At 34.0% G+C, this 16,004-nt stretch carries 10 protein-coding genes; 4 read left to right on the top strand and 6 right to left on the bottom strand.

Annotated elements, in window-relative coordinates; all coding sequences use genetic code 11:
• Positions 1-80: 80 nt before the first annotated feature.
• The 5 genes from ACVC5O_RS03615 to ACVC5O_RS03635 form a co-directional block, all read right to left on the bottom strand.
• The gene (locus ACVC5O_RS03615; protein ID WP_452220100.1) at positions 81-650 is read right to left on the bottom strand and encodes a hypothetical protein; all 570 of its coding nucleotides are present in this window, start codon (positions 648-650) and stop codon (positions 81-83) included.
• A gap of 13 nt (positions 651-663) precedes the next feature.
• Entirely contained in the window at positions 664-1,596 is a 933-nt protein-coding gene (locus ACVC5O_RS03620) for an OmpA family protein (RefSeq protein WP_452220101.1), read from the bottom strand.
• A gap of 188 nt (positions 1,597-1,784) precedes the next feature.
• Complete coding sequence (gene amaB / locus ACVC5O_RS03625) at positions 1,785-3,335, bottom strand: L-piperidine-6-carboxylate dehydrogenase (protein ID WP_452220102.1); 1,551 nt, start codon at positions 3,333-3,335, stop codon at positions 1,785-1,787.
• A 164-nt stretch (positions 3,336-3,499) separates the two neighbouring features.
• Positions 3,500-5,641 (bottom strand): sulfatase-like hydrolase/transferase, encoded by a 2,142-nt coding sequence (locus ACVC5O_RS03630; RefSeq protein ID WP_452220103.1) that lies wholly within the window; start codon positions 5,639-5,641, stop codon positions 3,500-3,502.
• Positions 5,634-5,837 carry a hypothetical protein gene (locus ACVC5O_RS03635; RefSeq protein WP_452220104.1) on the bottom strand — a complete coding sequence of 68 codons (204 nt, stop codon included), beginning with the start codon at positions 5,835-5,837 and terminating at the stop codon, positions 5,634-5,636. The genes ACVC5O_RS03630 and ACVC5O_RS03635 overlap by 8 nt, the downstream gene beginning before the upstream one ends.
• Before the next feature lie 170 nt (positions 5,838-6,007).
• Between ACVC5O_RS03635 and ACVC5O_RS03640 the strand changes: the two genes are divergently transcribed.
• The 4 genes from ACVC5O_RS03640 to pbpC all read left to right on the top strand — a co-directional run bounded on the left by ACVC5O_RS03640 (position 6,008) and on the right by pbpC (position 15,516).
• Positions 6,008-7,093 carry an isoaspartyl peptidase/L-asparaginase family protein gene (locus ACVC5O_RS03640; RefSeq protein WP_452220105.1) on the top strand — a complete coding sequence of 362 codons (1,086 nt, stop codon included), beginning with the start codon at positions 6,008-6,010 and terminating at the stop codon, positions 7,091-7,093.
• 100 nt (positions 7,094-7,193) lie between these two features.
• Complete coding sequence (locus tag ACVC5O_RS03645) at positions 7,194-12,782, top strand: alpha-2-macroglobulin family protein (protein ID WP_452220106.1); 5,589 nt, start codon at positions 7,194-7,196, stop codon at positions 12,780-12,782.
• A gap of 70 nt (positions 12,783-12,852) precedes the next feature.
• Positions 12,853-13,164, top strand: a complete 312-nt coding sequence (locus ACVC5O_RS03650) for an antibiotic biosynthesis monooxygenase family protein (protein WP_452220107.1) — start codon at positions 12,853-12,855, stop codon at positions 13,162-13,164.
• Positions 13,165-15,516: a penicillin-binding protein 1C gene (gene pbpC / locus ACVC5O_RS03655; RefSeq protein ID WP_452220108.1), complete on the top strand. Its 2,352-nt coding sequence runs from the start codon at positions 13,165-13,167 to the stop codon at positions 15,514-15,516.
• Here pbpC and ACVC5O_RS03660 read toward each other — a convergent pair whose 3' ends face one another.
• A complete protein-coding gene (locus ACVC5O_RS03660) occupies positions 15,517-15,987 on the bottom strand; it encodes a CYTH domain-containing protein (protein ID WP_452220109.1) in 471 nt (156 codons plus the stop codon).
• Positions 15,988-16,004 lie beyond the last annotated feature (17 nt).

Here is a 16,004-nt window from a genome sequence, read left to right on the forward strand (position 1 = left end):
AGTGAATTTAAGCTTATAATATAAAGTTAAAAAACCGTTTCTTTTAAAGGAAACGGTTTTTTATAGAATAAGATTGTAATTTACTTTCCACCATCTAAAGCATCTTGCCAATCTTTTAATTTTTGCCATTCGCCTTCGTAAGCCATTTTAGCTTGTTCTGGCCAAGTGCCTGGTTTATGGATTTTAAATCTTTCGCCTCCAGAGTCTAAAACCTTTTGGCATTTGTCTTGAGAACATTCAGACAGTGCTTTCCAGGTTTTTACATCGTGATTATGAAATAATTCTTGGATTTTTGGACCAATACCTTCTACAATGGTTAAATCGTCTTTTTTAATTTTTTTACCAAAAACAGCTTTGGCTGCCTCTGCATTAAATGCAAGTAATGAAGCTGAAGCACTTGCTGCAACAGGAGCTGCAAAAGAAGACGCTATACCAGAAGCTCCAGCATTACCACTGTTTCCGCTATTTTTAGTTTTACTTGCTTTACAAGCGTCTAAATCTGACTCTAGCTTAGAGATTCTTGTTTTATAAACATCTATACTAGAATTATTGTCGTTACTATTTTCTCCTCCAAGGAGTTTACCTAATAAGTAGCCTAAAATTGCACTTATAAGTCCTACTAATAATGGGATTAATATACACCAATTCATAATTTATTTTTGTTTAGTTAATGGTTATTTCTACTCGTCTATTATTTGCGCGACCTTGCTCTGTATTATTGCTATCTATTGGTTGGTCTGGCCCTTTAGATGTTGATTGTATTTTAGATTCTGGTATAGCATTATTAACTAAATAGCTTTTAACAAAATCTGCTCTACCTTGTCCTAATTTTATGTTAGAAGCTCTATTTCCCGTATTGTCTGTGTGGCCAATAACTTTAATTTTTGCGTTTTCTGCTTTATCTACATACCTCGAAAGATTAGCCACTTTAACACGCTGTTCTGGTGTTAATTTTAAACTTGTTGCCGCTGTGTCGAAATACAATATTATTGGATTGGCTTTAATATCGTCTCGCAAAGCTTTTAGAGCATCTTCATTACTTGTGTCTCCTTCTTTTAGTGCTGAAATTTTATAATTTAAAGGCCCATAAAAAATGGTGTCTGCGTCAGGTACTAAATTATCATTAAGTTCACCAAATGTATTCATTGCTTTAGAGGACATTCCTTTAGAAACAAAATAATTTTTTACCGCATTTGCTCTTGCTAAACCTAAATTTGGATAGGCTGTAGTATTCTCTTCGTTACTCGTATAATATCCTGTGATATCTATTATTTTATTAGGATTATCTTTAAAATAATTGGACAATCGTACTATTTCGCCTTCTAAACCTGAAGATATTGGTTTTAAAATATTAAAATTAGAGGCTTTAAAATTAAAGTGTTCGTTAGCATTAAATGCTAAATTACTGTCTGGATCTATGACAGAAAATTTTGTTGTGGTTGCTGATTTTACTTCAGGTGTTGCAACAACTTCTTCTGTAACTTTGGTATTGCTTTTTACGTCGTTTTTACAATTACAACATAAATAATAATACAAAATAGTGCCTAAGATAATTGTTAGCAAAATACCTAAAAGATAAGCGGTTTTTTTGCTCATTATAAAACTGTTTTAAGTTAGTGACCTTCAAGTTATTAAATTTTTGACAGAATTTTAACACTTATATAATTAATTTAGTAATAATTTTATTTATAATCGATTAAAGTGTTTAAAAACACGTTAAAAGTTTGAAAACAAAAAAAGCCACATCTCTCGATGTGGCTTTTTAGAAATATAATTATTCTTTTCTATAAATCGAACTTAATACCTTGAGCTAAAGGTAATTCGTCTGAGTAGTTTACTGTGTTTGTTTGACGTCTCATATAAATTTTCCAAGCATCAGAGCCAGACTCACGTCCACCACCTGTTTCTTTTTCACCTCCAAATGCGCCACCAATTTCGGCTCCAGAAGTTCCAATATTTACATTGGCAATTCCGCAATCAGATCCTGCAAACGATAGGAATTTTTCTGCTTCTTTCATTTCGTTAGTCATAATTGCAGACGATAAGCCTTGAGCAACTCCGTTTTGATAATCAATAGCGTTTTCAACGTCTCCAGAGTATTTCATTAAGTATAAAATTGGAGCAAATGTTTCTGTTTGTACTATATCAAAACTATTTTTCGCTTCAATTATAGCTGGCTTAACGTAGCATCCAGACTCGTAGCCTTCACCTTCTAAAACACCACCTTCTACTAGAACGTTTCCGCCTTCCGCTTTTGCTTTTTTAATAGCCTCTAAATACGTATTTACAGACTCTTTGTCTATCAATGGTCCTATATGGTTTTTCTCGTCTAAAGGATTTCCAATAGTTAATTGCTTGTAAGCACTAACAATGGCATCTCTTACTTTATCGTAAACCGATTCGTGTATAATAAGTCTTCTAGTAGATGTGCAACGTTGTCCACAAGTTCCAACAGCACCAAATACTGCACCAGGAACTACAACTTTTAAATCTGCAGTTGGTGTAATAATAATCGCGTTATTTCCACCTAATTCTAATAACGATTTTCCAAAACGCTCTGCAACTGTTTTACCAACTATACGTCCCATTCTTGTAGAACCTGTTGCAGATATTAATGGTATTCTATGGTCTGTTGTCATCATTTCTCCTACTTTGTAGTCTCCATTAATGATACAAGAAATGCCTTCTGGCAAATTATTTTCTTTTAAAACCTCAGCAATTATATTCTGGCAAGCAACCGAACAAAGTGGTGCTTTTTCAGAAGCTTTCCAAACACAAGTATCTCCACAAACCCAAGCTAAAGCGGTATTCCAAGCCCAAACAGCCACTGGAAAGTTAAATGCAGAAATAATACCAACTACTCCTAGTGGATGCCATTGTTCTCTCATTACGTGTCCTGGTCGTTCAGAAGGAATTGTTTGCCCATTTAAAGAACGTGATAAACCAACTGCAAAATCACAGATGTCAATCATTTCTTGAACTTCTCCATAACCTTCTTGCAAAGATTTTCCCATTTCGTAAGACACTAATTTTCCTAAAGGCTCTTTTAATTCTCTTAATTTATTACCAAATTGGCGTACAATTTCTCCTCTTTGTGGCGCAGGCATTGCTCTAAAACTTATAAATGCAGAAGTTGCTGCTTCCATAACCTTCTCATAATCTGCTTTTGTAGTTGTTGTAACTTTTCCAATTAAAGATCCATCTGTAGGTGAGTATGAAGAGATTGTTTCTCCACTCCCAAAATTGTTAGATCCTGTAGAAGTACCATCGTTTACTTCTTTTATTCCTAATTTTTTTAAGGCTTCTTTTATCCCGAAATCAGTTGAAACTGCCATAGTATATCTTTATATTTTAAGAATTATTAAATTTTGATGCGAATATACTAATAAATCTACGTTTTAAGTAACCTAACTTGTTAAGTTATACTGTAATTAATATCAAAAGTCAACATCACCAAAAAGAGGTGATGTTGACTTTAAAATAATTGCTATTAATTATATTATTGTTTTATTATCTTTTTAGTAAAATATTGTTTGCCTTCTACAAAAGCTTTCATAAAATAAATACCATTTGGAAGTTCTCGAATATCTATTTTCTCTACATCTCCAATTTCAGTTATTACGAGTTTACCAGTAACATCAAATATATAGGCTTTAGTGACCACTAAAGGGCCTTCAATTGTAATAACATCTGAAGTTGGATTTGGATATACTGAAATTAAGGATTGATTAAGCATTGGAGTGCTTAAAGTAGGACTTGTAGCGTCACTAGTCCAATCGTCAAAAAATACAGTCCCAAGGTCTTTACCCACTAATAATCTTACTTCAACAGATTTTGTTTCTCCTGTAATATCATTATCTGTAATTGTAAAACTATAAGGTTGGTATGCTGTTGTTGTAGTGAAGTTTCCTGAGTTAAAGGTTGAGTTTCCTCCATTTTCATAAAGTACTTTAACTTGTATTCTAAAACGAAATTGAGAGGTTGTTGAAGCAGATTTTTTTGCATGTGTTGTTACTGTTATATCTCCACCATCAAAATCATCGTAATATGCGGTATTATTTACCTTCACTTTACCAAAACCTCCATTGCCTTCTATAGTATTAATAGTAACTTTTATTCCAGTATCTCCATTTCTTGCTTCTGTTTCGGAATCTTCAATAGTTGCAGCATAATTAGGAGAAACATCTAAAAACCAATCCAAATCATACCAACATTCGTGATCTGCATTATAAATAAATTTATTTGTTGTCCCATTTGGTTCTGCACACCCAAAACTAGGTTGGATATTAGAGCCAGTAACAGTATTCATATTTGTATATAAATTAGTATTCTCTTGGATTTGTCCAGAGTTAGTAACTCTATGGTTTATGCCTGCATTACTTCTGTAAGAAAATAATTCGTTTCTTAATTCTAATACTTTAGCAGGATTTGAAGCCGCTAAATCTGTTGTCTCACCAGGATCTGTAACCACGTTATACAATTCAAACACATTATTGTATTTAAATTCTAATAATTTAAAATCTCCTTTTCTAACACCAGCCATACTTACATTGGCTGTTCCTGAACTAGCAAAATTAAAATCCCAAATTAAAGGAGTTGATCTTGTGTAGTTAGCATCTCCTCCATTTGCTGTAGTTAAAAGTAATTCTTCAAAACTTTCTCCATCTAAATGTTGTGTTGGCATTAATGGTGCATTTCCCATTTCTAAAATAGTTGGAAAAAAATCTGTGCCAATTACTGGTGTATCTACAATTAGTGGTGTATTTGCGGCAGGATTATTTCTGTAGTCTGGTCCGTAAACTATTAAAGGCAACCTAACTCCTCCTTCAAATAACCATGTTTTTCCTCCTCTAAATGGTCTATTTGAAGTTGGCAATTCTCTATTGCCTCCAATTTCTGTAGTGGATAATCCTCCATTATCAGACGTTAAAATAATAATAGTATTATCTGCAATACCGCTAGCTGTTAGTTGCGTGCGAATGGCACCTAAACTTTCATCTATACTTTTAATCATAGAGGCATACGTTGCGTTATTTTGATGCAATCTGGTTTTGGCAGTTAAATCGTTTTCAAATTCTGGTCCAGTGTAAGTAATATCATTGTCAATTTTAGATTGAAAATATGCCACATCTGCAGCAGACTCAGTTTCTAATGGTGTATGTACTCCATAATGAGATACCATTGCTAAAAAAGGCATAGTCTGTGTTGGAGTTGCATGTGTACTTATAAAATTATTGGTTAATTCGGTAATTCTATCTGTTAAATAATCTCCGTTAGATCCACCTGCACTAATAGCAGGCATTTCGTTTGCATAAGGATGATAGTAAGTATCTGGAGCACCAATATCACTACCTCCTAAATTAGTATTAAACCCAAAACTATCTGGATAATGTTGCGGATCGTGACCTAAATGCCACTTACCAATAAAAAAAGTTTCGTAACCTTTATCCTTTAAAGCTTGTGCCCAAGTAGTTTCAGCATACCCATTTGGGTTATCTGCTGCAGGTTCATTTCCTAAATAAATACCTCCTGAAACAGATGGTCTAGATTCAAACTTACCTGTCATTATAGACGTTCTAGAGGCTGCACATCTTGGAGCAGCTTCATAAGCATGTGTAAACATTACACCATCACTAGCCATAGCATTTATATTTGGAGTTTCGTATAAACCTTGCGTTCGCTCCTAGTAAATCGTTATAAATTTCTAAATCGTAATAGCCTAAATCATCAACAATAAAAAAAATAATATTAGGATCTGTAGCTGTATTGGCTTGAGACCATACAGAATTAGTAAGTAAAACAGTACTAAGTACAAAAAGTAGTTTTGAGAATTTCATTACAAAAGTTTTATTTCCCTAAATAGAGTAAAAATTGAATTAAAATCAAAATTTATGCAGTAAATACGACGCTAAGCGATATAATTTCGATAATTTTTAAACTATTTCATATTCATAATCCTTCAAAAATTTTATTTATGTAATTTTATTCCAATATAAAAATCCAACTTATGAAGTTTCCGTTTTCAATATTCGTTATAGCTTTTCTATTTTATAATTGTGGAGAACTTGTTCCAAATCCAGATAAACATCCTGATAATATTACAAGAGAAAATCCTAACCCAAAAAATACTTCTAAACAAGTCAATGAATTTGCTATTGTTATTCATGGTGGAGCAGGTACTATTTTGAAGAAAAATATGACTGCGGAAAGAGAAGCCGAATACAAAGCGAAATTAGAAGAAGCAATACGAATTGGCCACACTATTTTAGAAAATGGAGGAAGCAGTCTTGATGCAGTTGAAAAAACGATTAACATTTTAGAAGATTCTCCATTATTTAACGCAGGAAAAGGTTCGGTATTTACAAATGCAGAAACCAATGAGTTAGACGCTTCCATTATGGATGGAAAGACTTTAAATGCAGGAGCTTCTGCAGGTACTAAAACAGTTAAAAACCCAATTAACTTAGCTCGAGCAATTATGGAAAACTCTCCACATGTTATGATGGCAGGAGAAGGTGCTGAAACTTTTGCCAAAGAGCAAAACTTAGAGATTGTTTCTCCAGATTATTTTTATACAGAAAACAGAATGAACACCTTAAAACGCGTTATTAAAAGCGAACAGAAAAAAAACACTAATAGTAAATCCGCAGTTTACAATGCAGATATAAAAGACAGTAAATTTGGAACTGTTGGCTGTGTTGCATTAGACAAAAACGGAAACTTAGCTGCTGGAACCTCAACTGGTGGAATGACCAATAAACGCTATGGTCGTGTTGGAGATGTGCCAATAATTGGTGCAGGAAATTATGCAAACAATGCTACTTGCGCAGTTTCAGGTACAGGTTGGGGAGAATTTTTTATTCGTGCAACCGTTGCTCACGATATTTCTGCTTTAATGGAATATAAAGGATTAACACTACAGGCTGCAGCAAATGAAGTGATACAGAAAAAAGTACCTAACCTTGGTGGAAATGGTGGTATTATTGCTGTCGATAAATATGGGAATATGGTGATGGATTTTAATACTGCAGGAATGTATAGAGCCACTATGAATGCAAATGGCGATCTCTATATTGGTATTTATGGCCAATAAATTAACGAATACTAGACAACCTTCAACGAATACTAAAACAGACATTAAACTATAAAGCTATCTCTTAATTTTACCGAGATAACCAATAAAATCTATATTTATGAAAGCTAAGTCTCTACTCCTTTTAACACTCGTATTTACTCTCGTTTTTTCTTGTAAAAAGAAAGTTACCGAAACCGATAACCTCTTTCAGTTTAGGGATTATATTAGCTACACAACAAGTAGTGTTATTTCTGTTAACGATCCTATTCGTGTTAATTTAGCGCACAATGTCGAAGGTTGGGAAATCGATAAAGAGTTGTCTCAAGATATTATAAAAATTAAACCTCACGTTTCTGGTCGTGTTGTTGCAAGTAACAAACATGCCTTTACATTTATTCCAGACGAACCCTTACAACCAGACACAGAATATGCAGTAACAGTAAAATTAGGTGATTTCTATAAAGATATACCAGCAGGATTCGAAGACTATACCTTTCAGTTTAAAACCATAACTCCTAATTTTAATGTAACTACTAAAAATTTACAATCCTACACTAAGGAATGGCAGTTTTTGTTAGGTGAAATAAAATCTGCAGATAACATAAGCTTAGAACACGCAAAACAATTAATAGAAGCGTCTCAAAATGGAAAAAAATTAGCCATTGAATGGGAAGAAATAAAAACACCTAGACGCTTTTTCGAATTTAAAATAGATAGTATTAATCGTAAAATTGAAGACAGCGAAATCTTAGTAAAATGGAACGGAAAAGCAATAAAAGCAGATAATTCTGGAGAAAATACCATTGCTATTCCTGGTAAAAACAATTTTACAATTGTTAGTGTAGATGTAATTCAAACACCAGAACAATATTTATCTATAAATTTTTCAGATCCACTAAAAAAACAACAAAATTTCGATGGTTTAGTTACTGTACAAAGTGCTAAAAATCCAAAATTTGTAGTCGATGGCAATGTGCTAAAAGCCTATCCTGAATCTAAAATTACAGGTAATATGCTAGTTGATGTGTTTCAAGGGATTCAAAACACAGAAGGTTATAAACTAAAAAAAGCATTTTCCGAAACTATTGCTTTCGAAGATGTTAAACCACAAGTTCGTTTAGTGAGTAGTGGTGTGATTCTTCCAAATTCGCAAGAATTAAAATTTAATTTTGAAGCTGTAAATCTTAAAGCTGTAGATGTTCGTGTTATTAAAATTTTCGAAGATAATATCCTTCAGTTCTTACAAGACAATGAGTTGCAAGGTGGTAATAGAAACCAAATTCGCCAAGTTGGTCGTCGTATTGCAAAAAAGACCATTAATTTAATGGATAGTGAGATTGAAAACACAGGAAAATGGAAGTCTTATGCAATCGATTTATCCAAGTTATTTAAAGCCGATCAAGGCGCTATCTATCGCGTAGAATTAAGCTATAAAAAAGACTATTCGCTTTATAATTGTGAGGTCAATCAAAACGTTACAAACTCGGAGAATAATGATGAGTATTATGAAGATGAGTATTACGAAGACGATTATTACTACGACGATTATAACGAAAGTACAACCGAAGATGAAAACCTTCGTGAAGAAGAATATTGGGATAATTTAACTTATAGCTATCGTAATAATTACTACAATTGGAGAGACCGAAATAACCCTTGTAAAGAGGCTTATTATAACGACGATAAAATTATTTCGCAAAACTTACTAGCTTCAAATCTTGGAGTAATTGCTAAAAAAGGCGCAGGAAATAATTACTATTTCGCAGTTACCAATATTTTAAATACTAATGTAGAAGCCAATGCAAAAATTGTGTTGTATAATTATCAGCAACAAGAAATTTTAAGCACACGAACAGATACAGAAGGCTTAGTGACTTTAAAAGCTAATAAACACGCTTCGTTTGCAATAGTTTCTAAAGGCACTAACAAAACCTACATTAAATTAAGAGATGGTAATTCACTATCACTAAGTAAGTTTGATGTGTCTGGAAACCGATTACAACGTGGTCTCAAAGGTTACATTTATGGCGAACGTGGAGTGTGGAGACCTGGAGATTCTTTATTCTTAACTTTTATGTTAAACGATAAGGGGAATCCGTTACCTAAAGGCCATCCTGTTAAAATGGAAATTACAGATCCTAATGGAAAATTAGCCTATAAAAACGTTACTACAAATCATGTTAATAACGTTTATACATTTACTGTTCCAACATCTCAAGAGAGTAAAACAGGAAATTGGAGTGCCAAAGTAAGCGTAGGTGGAGCAACGTTTTATAAAGGATTAAAAATTGAAACCGTTAAACCCAACCGTTTAAAAATTAAGGTTGATTTTAATGAAGACGTCCTTTCTGGAGCAGAGGCTTTAAATGGGACAATTAACGTAAATTGGTTACATGGAGCACCTGCAAAAAATGTAAAAACTGAAATTAAAGCGAAATTTAGTAACTCCTATTCTAGCTTTAAAAATTACAAAGATTATGTGTTTAGAGATCCATCACGATCATTTTCTGGCGACGAATTAACTGTTTTTGAAGGCAATGTAAATGAAGAAGGCGTTGCTAAATTAACCAATAAATTAAACGTTGGTACAAATGCGCCAGGCATGTTAAACGTACAATTTTTAGTACGTGCATTCGAAAATGGTGGTGATTTTTCAATGGATGCGTTTAGCAAACAATATGCGCCTTACGAGTCTTTTGTAGGTTTAAAATCGCCTAAAGGAAAAGCCTATGGATCGTTTTTTACAGACGAAGATCAGAAATTCGATATCGTAATTGTCGATGCACAAGGAAAGCCAATAAAACGAGAAGGCTTAGAACTTAAAGTATATAAAGTAGAATGGCGTTGGTGGTGGAACTCGTCTTACGACAACCTTTCTAAATACACCTCTGGAACGTTTCATAAGCCTTATAAAAACAGTAAAATAAACACCAATGCCAAAGGCGAAGCAAGTTTTACTCTTAACATTCCTGAAGAAGAAAATGGTCGATATTTAATTAGAGTCTTTGACCCAAAAAGTGGTCATGCCTCTGGTCGCACAGCTTATTTTTACAAAAACTGGTGGAAAATGCAACCTAAAGGCGATAAAGAAGCTGCTAAAATGTTGGTGTTCGCAGCAGATAAAGACAACTATAATGTTGGCGAAACAGCTAAAATATCTTTCCCTTCTGGGACCGAAGGTCGCGCGTTGATAAGCATAGAAAATGGTACAGAAGTACTACAACACAAATGGGTAAAAACACAACAAGGCGAAACAAAAGTAGAAATTCCAATTACTGCAGATATGGCTCCAAATGTGTTTGTTAATATTTCATTATTACAACCTCATGCTTCAACTGCAAACGATTTACCACTGCGATTATATGGCGTTATTCCTATAATGGTTGAAGATCCAAACTCAAAATTAGAACCTGAAATTAAAATGCCTTCAGTTTTAAAACCAGAAGAAACCTTTTCTGTAATTGTTTCAGAAAAAAACAACAAGAAAATGACCTACACCATTGCGATGGTCGAAGAAGGCTTATTGGACTTAACACGTTTTAAAACACCAAATGCTTGGGACGCCTTTTACCAACGCGAAGCTTTAGGTGTAAAAACTTGGGATGTTTTTGACCATGTTATTGGAGCATATTCTGGTAGTATAGACCAAGTTTTTGCCATTGGTGGAGATGGAAGTGCTGCAGATGGTAAAAATAAAAAAGCCAACAGATTTAAACCTGTAGTTCGGTTTTTAGGTCCATTTACTTTAAATCCTGGAGACAATAAAGCACACGAAATTAAAATGCCAAATTACGTTGGTTCAGTAAGAACAATGGTTGTGGCTAGTAATGAAAAAACGGAAGCCTACGGAAGTACAGACAAAACTGTACAGGTTAAAAAACCATTAATGGTATTGGCAACACTACCAAGAAAACTAAGTCCTGGCGAAAAAGTGACGCTTCCTGTTACTGTTTTTGCAATGGAACCTAAAGTGAAAAACGTAAACATTAGCTTAAAACTAAGCAATGGAATTACCGTTGTTGGTGACCAATCTAAAACATTAAGTTTTGCAAAACCAGACGAGCAAATGGCTTATTTTGAGTTAGACGTTAGTAAAGCAAATGGTATTAATACCGTTGAAGTGATTGCGAGTGGAAATGGCGAAAAATCGACTTATAAAGTAGAGTTAGATGTCGTAAATCCAAACCCAATATCTTCGAAATCGTTAGCCGCTTCATTGGAAGCTAATGCAACTAAAAATTTAGATTTTTCAACTTTTGGAGTACCAGGAACAAGTAGTGCTGTTGTAGAGTTTTCTACAATGCCACCAATGGATTTCTCTCGTAGATTACAATATTTGGTTCAATATCCTCATGGTTGTTTGGAGCAAACCACATCTGGAGTGTTTCCGCAGTTGTATTTAGCCGATATTTTTGATTTCAACTTTAAAAAGAAACAAGAGATTGAGTCTAATATTAAAAACGGAATCAAACGTTTAGGTAATTTCCAACGTCCTAATGGAGGTATGAGTTATTGGATGGGAGAACAAGCGGCTAATGATTGGTCAACAAGTTACGCAGGACATTTTATGATAGAAGCAGAGAAAAAAGGCTATGTGTTACCGCTTACTTTTAAAAGCAATTGGTTAAAATACCAAAAACAAGTGGCAAGAGCATGGAGACCAAGTTATAAAACTTATAATAGCGATTTGGCACAAGCTTACAGATTGTACACCTTAGCCTTAGCTGGTAGTCCTGATTTAGCAGCAATGAATAGATTGCGTGAGTTTAGTGAAATCTCTAACGAAGCTAAATGGCGTTTGGCAGCTGCTTACGCACTGGCTGGTCAAAAAGAAGCTAGCGATGCTATTTCTAAATCGGCAAATATTGAGTTTACTCCTCCTCGTTATAATTATTACACGTATGGATCGGTAAATAGAAATAGAGCAATGGCTTTAGAAACTATGGCAATTACTAAAGATAAACGCGCAAGAGAACTTGCTAAACTTATTGCTAAAGATTTATCTGGCAACCGTTGGATGAGCACTCAAACAACAGCATATAGTTTGTTGGCTATGGCAAAAATGGTAGAAGCTAATGGAGGAAAATCTATAAAACTTAGCTATACGTTAAATGGTAAAAAAGAAACTATAGACACTAAAAGTGCAATTGCACAAAGAGATTTGCCTGTTAAAGATGGACTAAATAGTTTAACCTTTAAAAATAACCAAGATAATTTAGTGTATGTACGTGTGCTTAATTCCGGGAAACTGCCTTTAGGCGAAGAGTTAACAGAGCAAAGAGGATTAAGTGTTAGTGTGGTTTACAAGGACTTAAAAGGAAATAAAATTGATGTTTCTAAATTACAACAAGGTCAAGATTTTGTAGCTACTGTTAAAGTAAGCAATCTTAAAAATGAAAACGTAAACGATGTGGCATTAACTCAAATTTTCCCTTCTGGTTGGGAAATAGTCAATACGCGTTTTACCGATTTTGGAAGTATGACTACTAGCCAAGCACGTTACACAGATATTAGAGACGATCGTGTGAATTTCTACTTTGATTTAAACAAAAAAGGAAACACTAAATACGATACCAAAACCTTTAATGTTATGCTAAATGCTGCTTACTTAGGGAAATACTATTTACCAGGAATCCAAGCAGAAGCAATGTATGATAATGAGTTTATGGTAAGAGGAAAAGGCGAATGGATAACCGTTGAAAAGTAACTGTGAAAAACCTGTTAGAGAACAAAATCTAACAGGTTTAAGTTAACAACTTTACTTTAATTATACTATAATGAAAAATTCTTTTAAGCCTTACTATGCCGTAATTTTCACTTCAACTCAAAACAAAAATATCGAAGGCTATGCTGAAATGGCTAACAAGATGGAAGCACTTGCAAAAAAGCAAACAGGTTTTATGAGCATGGATAGTGCAAGAACTAACGTTGGTATTACAGTAAGCTATTGGAAAAGTCTAGAAGCAATTAAAAATTGGAAGCAACAAAGCGAGCATTTACAAGCACAATTAAAAGGAAAAACCGATTGGTACAATTGGTACTCTGTAAGAATTTGCAAGGTAGAACGCGAGTATGAATTTAGAACTTAAATGAAACGAGTAATACGCTATATCAAAAATAATAAAAAGAAATCCATAGTATTTGGAGTGCTTCTTATTTGGTATATTTTCTGCTTACCAAGCAAATTATTTAAAGACCCAACAGCAACAGTAATTACAAGTAAAAGCCAACAACTTTTGGGTGCACAAATAGCTTCGGATGGACAATGGCGTTTTCCTGAAAACGATAGTATTCCAGAGAAATTTAAAACTTGTATTATCGCTTTTGAAGACGAATATTTCTATAAACATCCTGGTTTTAATCCTATTTCAATAGTTAAAGCATTTAAACAAAATATTTCTTCAGGCGAAGTAAAAAGAGGTGGAAGCACGTTAACACAACAAGTGATTAGACTGTCTCGCAAAGGTCAATCGCGAACCTATTTTGAAAAAATTAAAGAAATGATTTTGGCTACGCGTTTAGAAGTTAGAGCCTCTAAAGAAAAAATATTAGCCTATTATAGTAGTCATGCGCCTTTTGGTGGAAATGTTGTAGGAATTGATGCTGCATCTTGGCGCTATTTTAACAGACATCCTAACGATTTGTCTTGGGCAGAAAGTGCAACATTAGCTGTTTTGCCTAATGCACCAAGCCTTATTTATCCTGGGAAAAATCAAGAACGATTACTAAAAAAAAGAAATCGCTTGCTAAAAAAACTATTAACAAATAACACGATAGACTCCTTAACTTATAATTTATCTATTGCTGAAGGTTTACCACAAAAACCATATCCTTTACCACAAATTGCACCTCATTTATTACAAAAAATAACACAAAGCCATAGAGGTGAGCGTGTACACACTACCATTAATAAACGTTACCAAGAACAAGCCAATAGGATTGTAAAAAACCGTTATAACGTGTTAAAACAAAATGAAATTTATAATATTTCAGTACTAGTTTTAGATGTAAAAACACGCGAAGTGGTAGCTTATATTGGAAATTCTCCAACAGATAGAGCACATCAAAAAGATGTAAATGTTATTGATAAACCCAGAAGTACTGGTAGCATTTTAAAACCCTTTTTATATGCTGCCATGTTAGATGCTGGAGATTTGCTACCAAATACTTTAGTTGCAGATGTACCAACAAATTATGGAAGTTACACACCAGAAAATTATAATAAAGAGTTTGATGGTGCTGTGCCTGCAAAACGTGCATTATCGCGTTCTTTAAACGTGCCAGCAGTGCGAATGCTTCAGGAGTTTGGATTAGATCGCTTTCATCATTATTTAAAAGATTTGCATTTAAAAGACATCAAATACAATGCTAACCACTATGGCTTATCTCTTATTTTAGGAGGAGCAGAAAGTAACCTTTGGGACTTGTGTAAAAGCTATGCTGCGTTTTCTTCAACTTTAAATCATTTTAATGAAACCTCTAGTGAGTATTTTTCTAATGAGTTTTGCGAACCTACTTTTTTAGCTTCGGAAACGGTTGACTTTGGGAAAAAATCGACTGAAAAAACGTTATTTGATGCAGCTTCAATCTATTTAACTTACGAAAGTTTAAAAGAAGTTAATAGACCAGAAGGTGACGAAAATTGGGAGTTTTTTGATGGCTCAAAACCTATTGCTTGGAAAACAGGTACAAGTTTTGGTTTTAGAGATGCTTGGGCAATTGGCACTACCAAAGATTACGTAGTTGGAGTTTGGGTTGGTAATGCAGATGGCGAAGGACGTCCTGGTTTAGTTGGTGTGGAAGCTGCTGCTCCAATTCTTTTTGATGTATTTGATATTTTACCTAATAGCGATTGGTTTGCGAAACCTTTTGACGAAATGCAGGAAGTCGAAATCTGTAATAAGAGTGGTTACAGAGCTTCCGAAAATTGTAACGAAACTCAACAGGAATTTATACAGCGTAGTGGTACAAAAACAAAGCCTTGTCCTTATCATAAATTATTGCATTTAGATGCTTTAGAGCAATTTCAAGTTAATGCCTCTTGTGAGGATATTGATGCTATTTCTAATACCTCTTGGTTTGTATTGCCTCCTTTAATGGAATATTTTTACAAGTCTAAAAATCCGTTTTACAAACAGCAACCGCCTTTTAGAAGTGATTGTATTGGAAGTGAAACAATAAGTATGGAATTTATTTACCCTAAAGAAACCACTACTATATTTTTACCAAAAGATTTTGATGGCACTACAAACGATTTAGTATTAAAAATTGCGCATTCTAAACCAGAAACAGAACTCTTTTGGTATGTGGACAATACATTTGTTGGCACCACAAAAGACCTACACGATTTAGCAATTATACCAACCGAAGGCGAGCATATTATTACTGTTGTAGATGCTTTAGGCAATGAAGTTAAGCGTAAAATTACAGTGACTCAGTAATTACTTCCAAGTATTAAATGGCTGTTTGCTCAACTGCGAATTATAATAACGACGATCTCCTGTAACTTCTTTACCAAGCCAATTGGGTTTGGTAAAGGTTTCGGTTTCGGTTTGTAACTCTACCTCAGCAAGCAGTAAGCCTTTGTTGTCGCCAAAAAACTCATCGACTTCAAAGAGGTGTTTGTCTTGTTTTACTTCGTAGCGTATTTTATCGATAACGCCTTTTTTACATAGTTTTAAAAGCGCTTCAGCTTCAGCTTTAGGAAGTTCTCTCTCCCATTCAAAACGTGATAATCCGTTTTTTGAAGACTCGCCTTTAATGGTTAAAAACCCTTGTTCGCCTTTTAATCGTACTCGTACTGTACGTTTTTTATCTGTACTTAAAAACCCTTGAATAATGCGTGTGTGTTTAAATGCTTCCGTTTTAAACGCATTAGATTTTACGAGGAATTTACGTTCTATTTCTATCATGGCTACTTTCCGCGAAA

It is taken from the genome of Lacinutrix salivirga (assembly GCF_053604675.1).

Excerpts from the sequence above, each read along its gene's own strand:
- ACVC5O_RS03635 (WP_452220104.1), bottom strand. The coding sequence starts at position 5,837 with ATGAAATTCTCAAAACTACTTTTTGTACTTAGTACTGTTTTACTTACT.
- ACVC5O_RS03645 (WP_452220106.1), top strand. The coding sequence starts at position 7,194 with ATGAAAGCTAAGTCTCTACTCCTTTTAACACTCGTATTTACTCTCGTT.
- ACVC5O_RS03660 (WP_452220109.1), bottom strand. The coding sequence starts at position 15,987 with ATGATAGAAATAGAACGTAAATTCCTCGTAAAATCTAATGCGTTTAAA.
- ACVC5O_RS03615 (WP_452220100.1), bottom strand. The coding sequence starts at position 650 with ATGAATTGGTGTATATTAATCCCATTATTAGTAGGACTTATAAGTGCA.
- pbpC (WP_452220108.1), top strand. The coding sequence starts at position 13,165 with ATGAAACGAGTAATACGCTATATCAAAAATAATAAAAAGAAATCCATA.
- amaB (WP_452220102.1), bottom strand. The coding sequence starts at position 3,335 with ATGGCAGTTTCAACTGATTTCGGGATAAAAGAAGCCTTAAAAAAATTA.
- ACVC5O_RS03650 (WP_452220107.1), top strand. The coding sequence starts at position 12,853 with ATGAAAAATTCTTTTAAGCCTTACTATGCCGTAATTTTCACTTCAACT.
- ACVC5O_RS03620 (WP_452220101.1), bottom strand. The coding sequence starts at position 1,596 with ATGAGCAAAAAAACCGCTTATCTTTTAGGTATTTTGCTAACAATTATC.
- ACVC5O_RS03630 (WP_452220103.1), bottom strand. The coding sequence starts at position 5,641 with ATGGCTAGTGATGGTGTAATGTTTACACATGCTTATGAAGCTGCTCCA.
- ACVC5O_RS03640 (WP_452220105.1), top strand. The coding sequence starts at position 6,008 with ATGAAGTTTCCGTTTTCAATATTCGTTATAGCTTTTCTATTTTATAAT.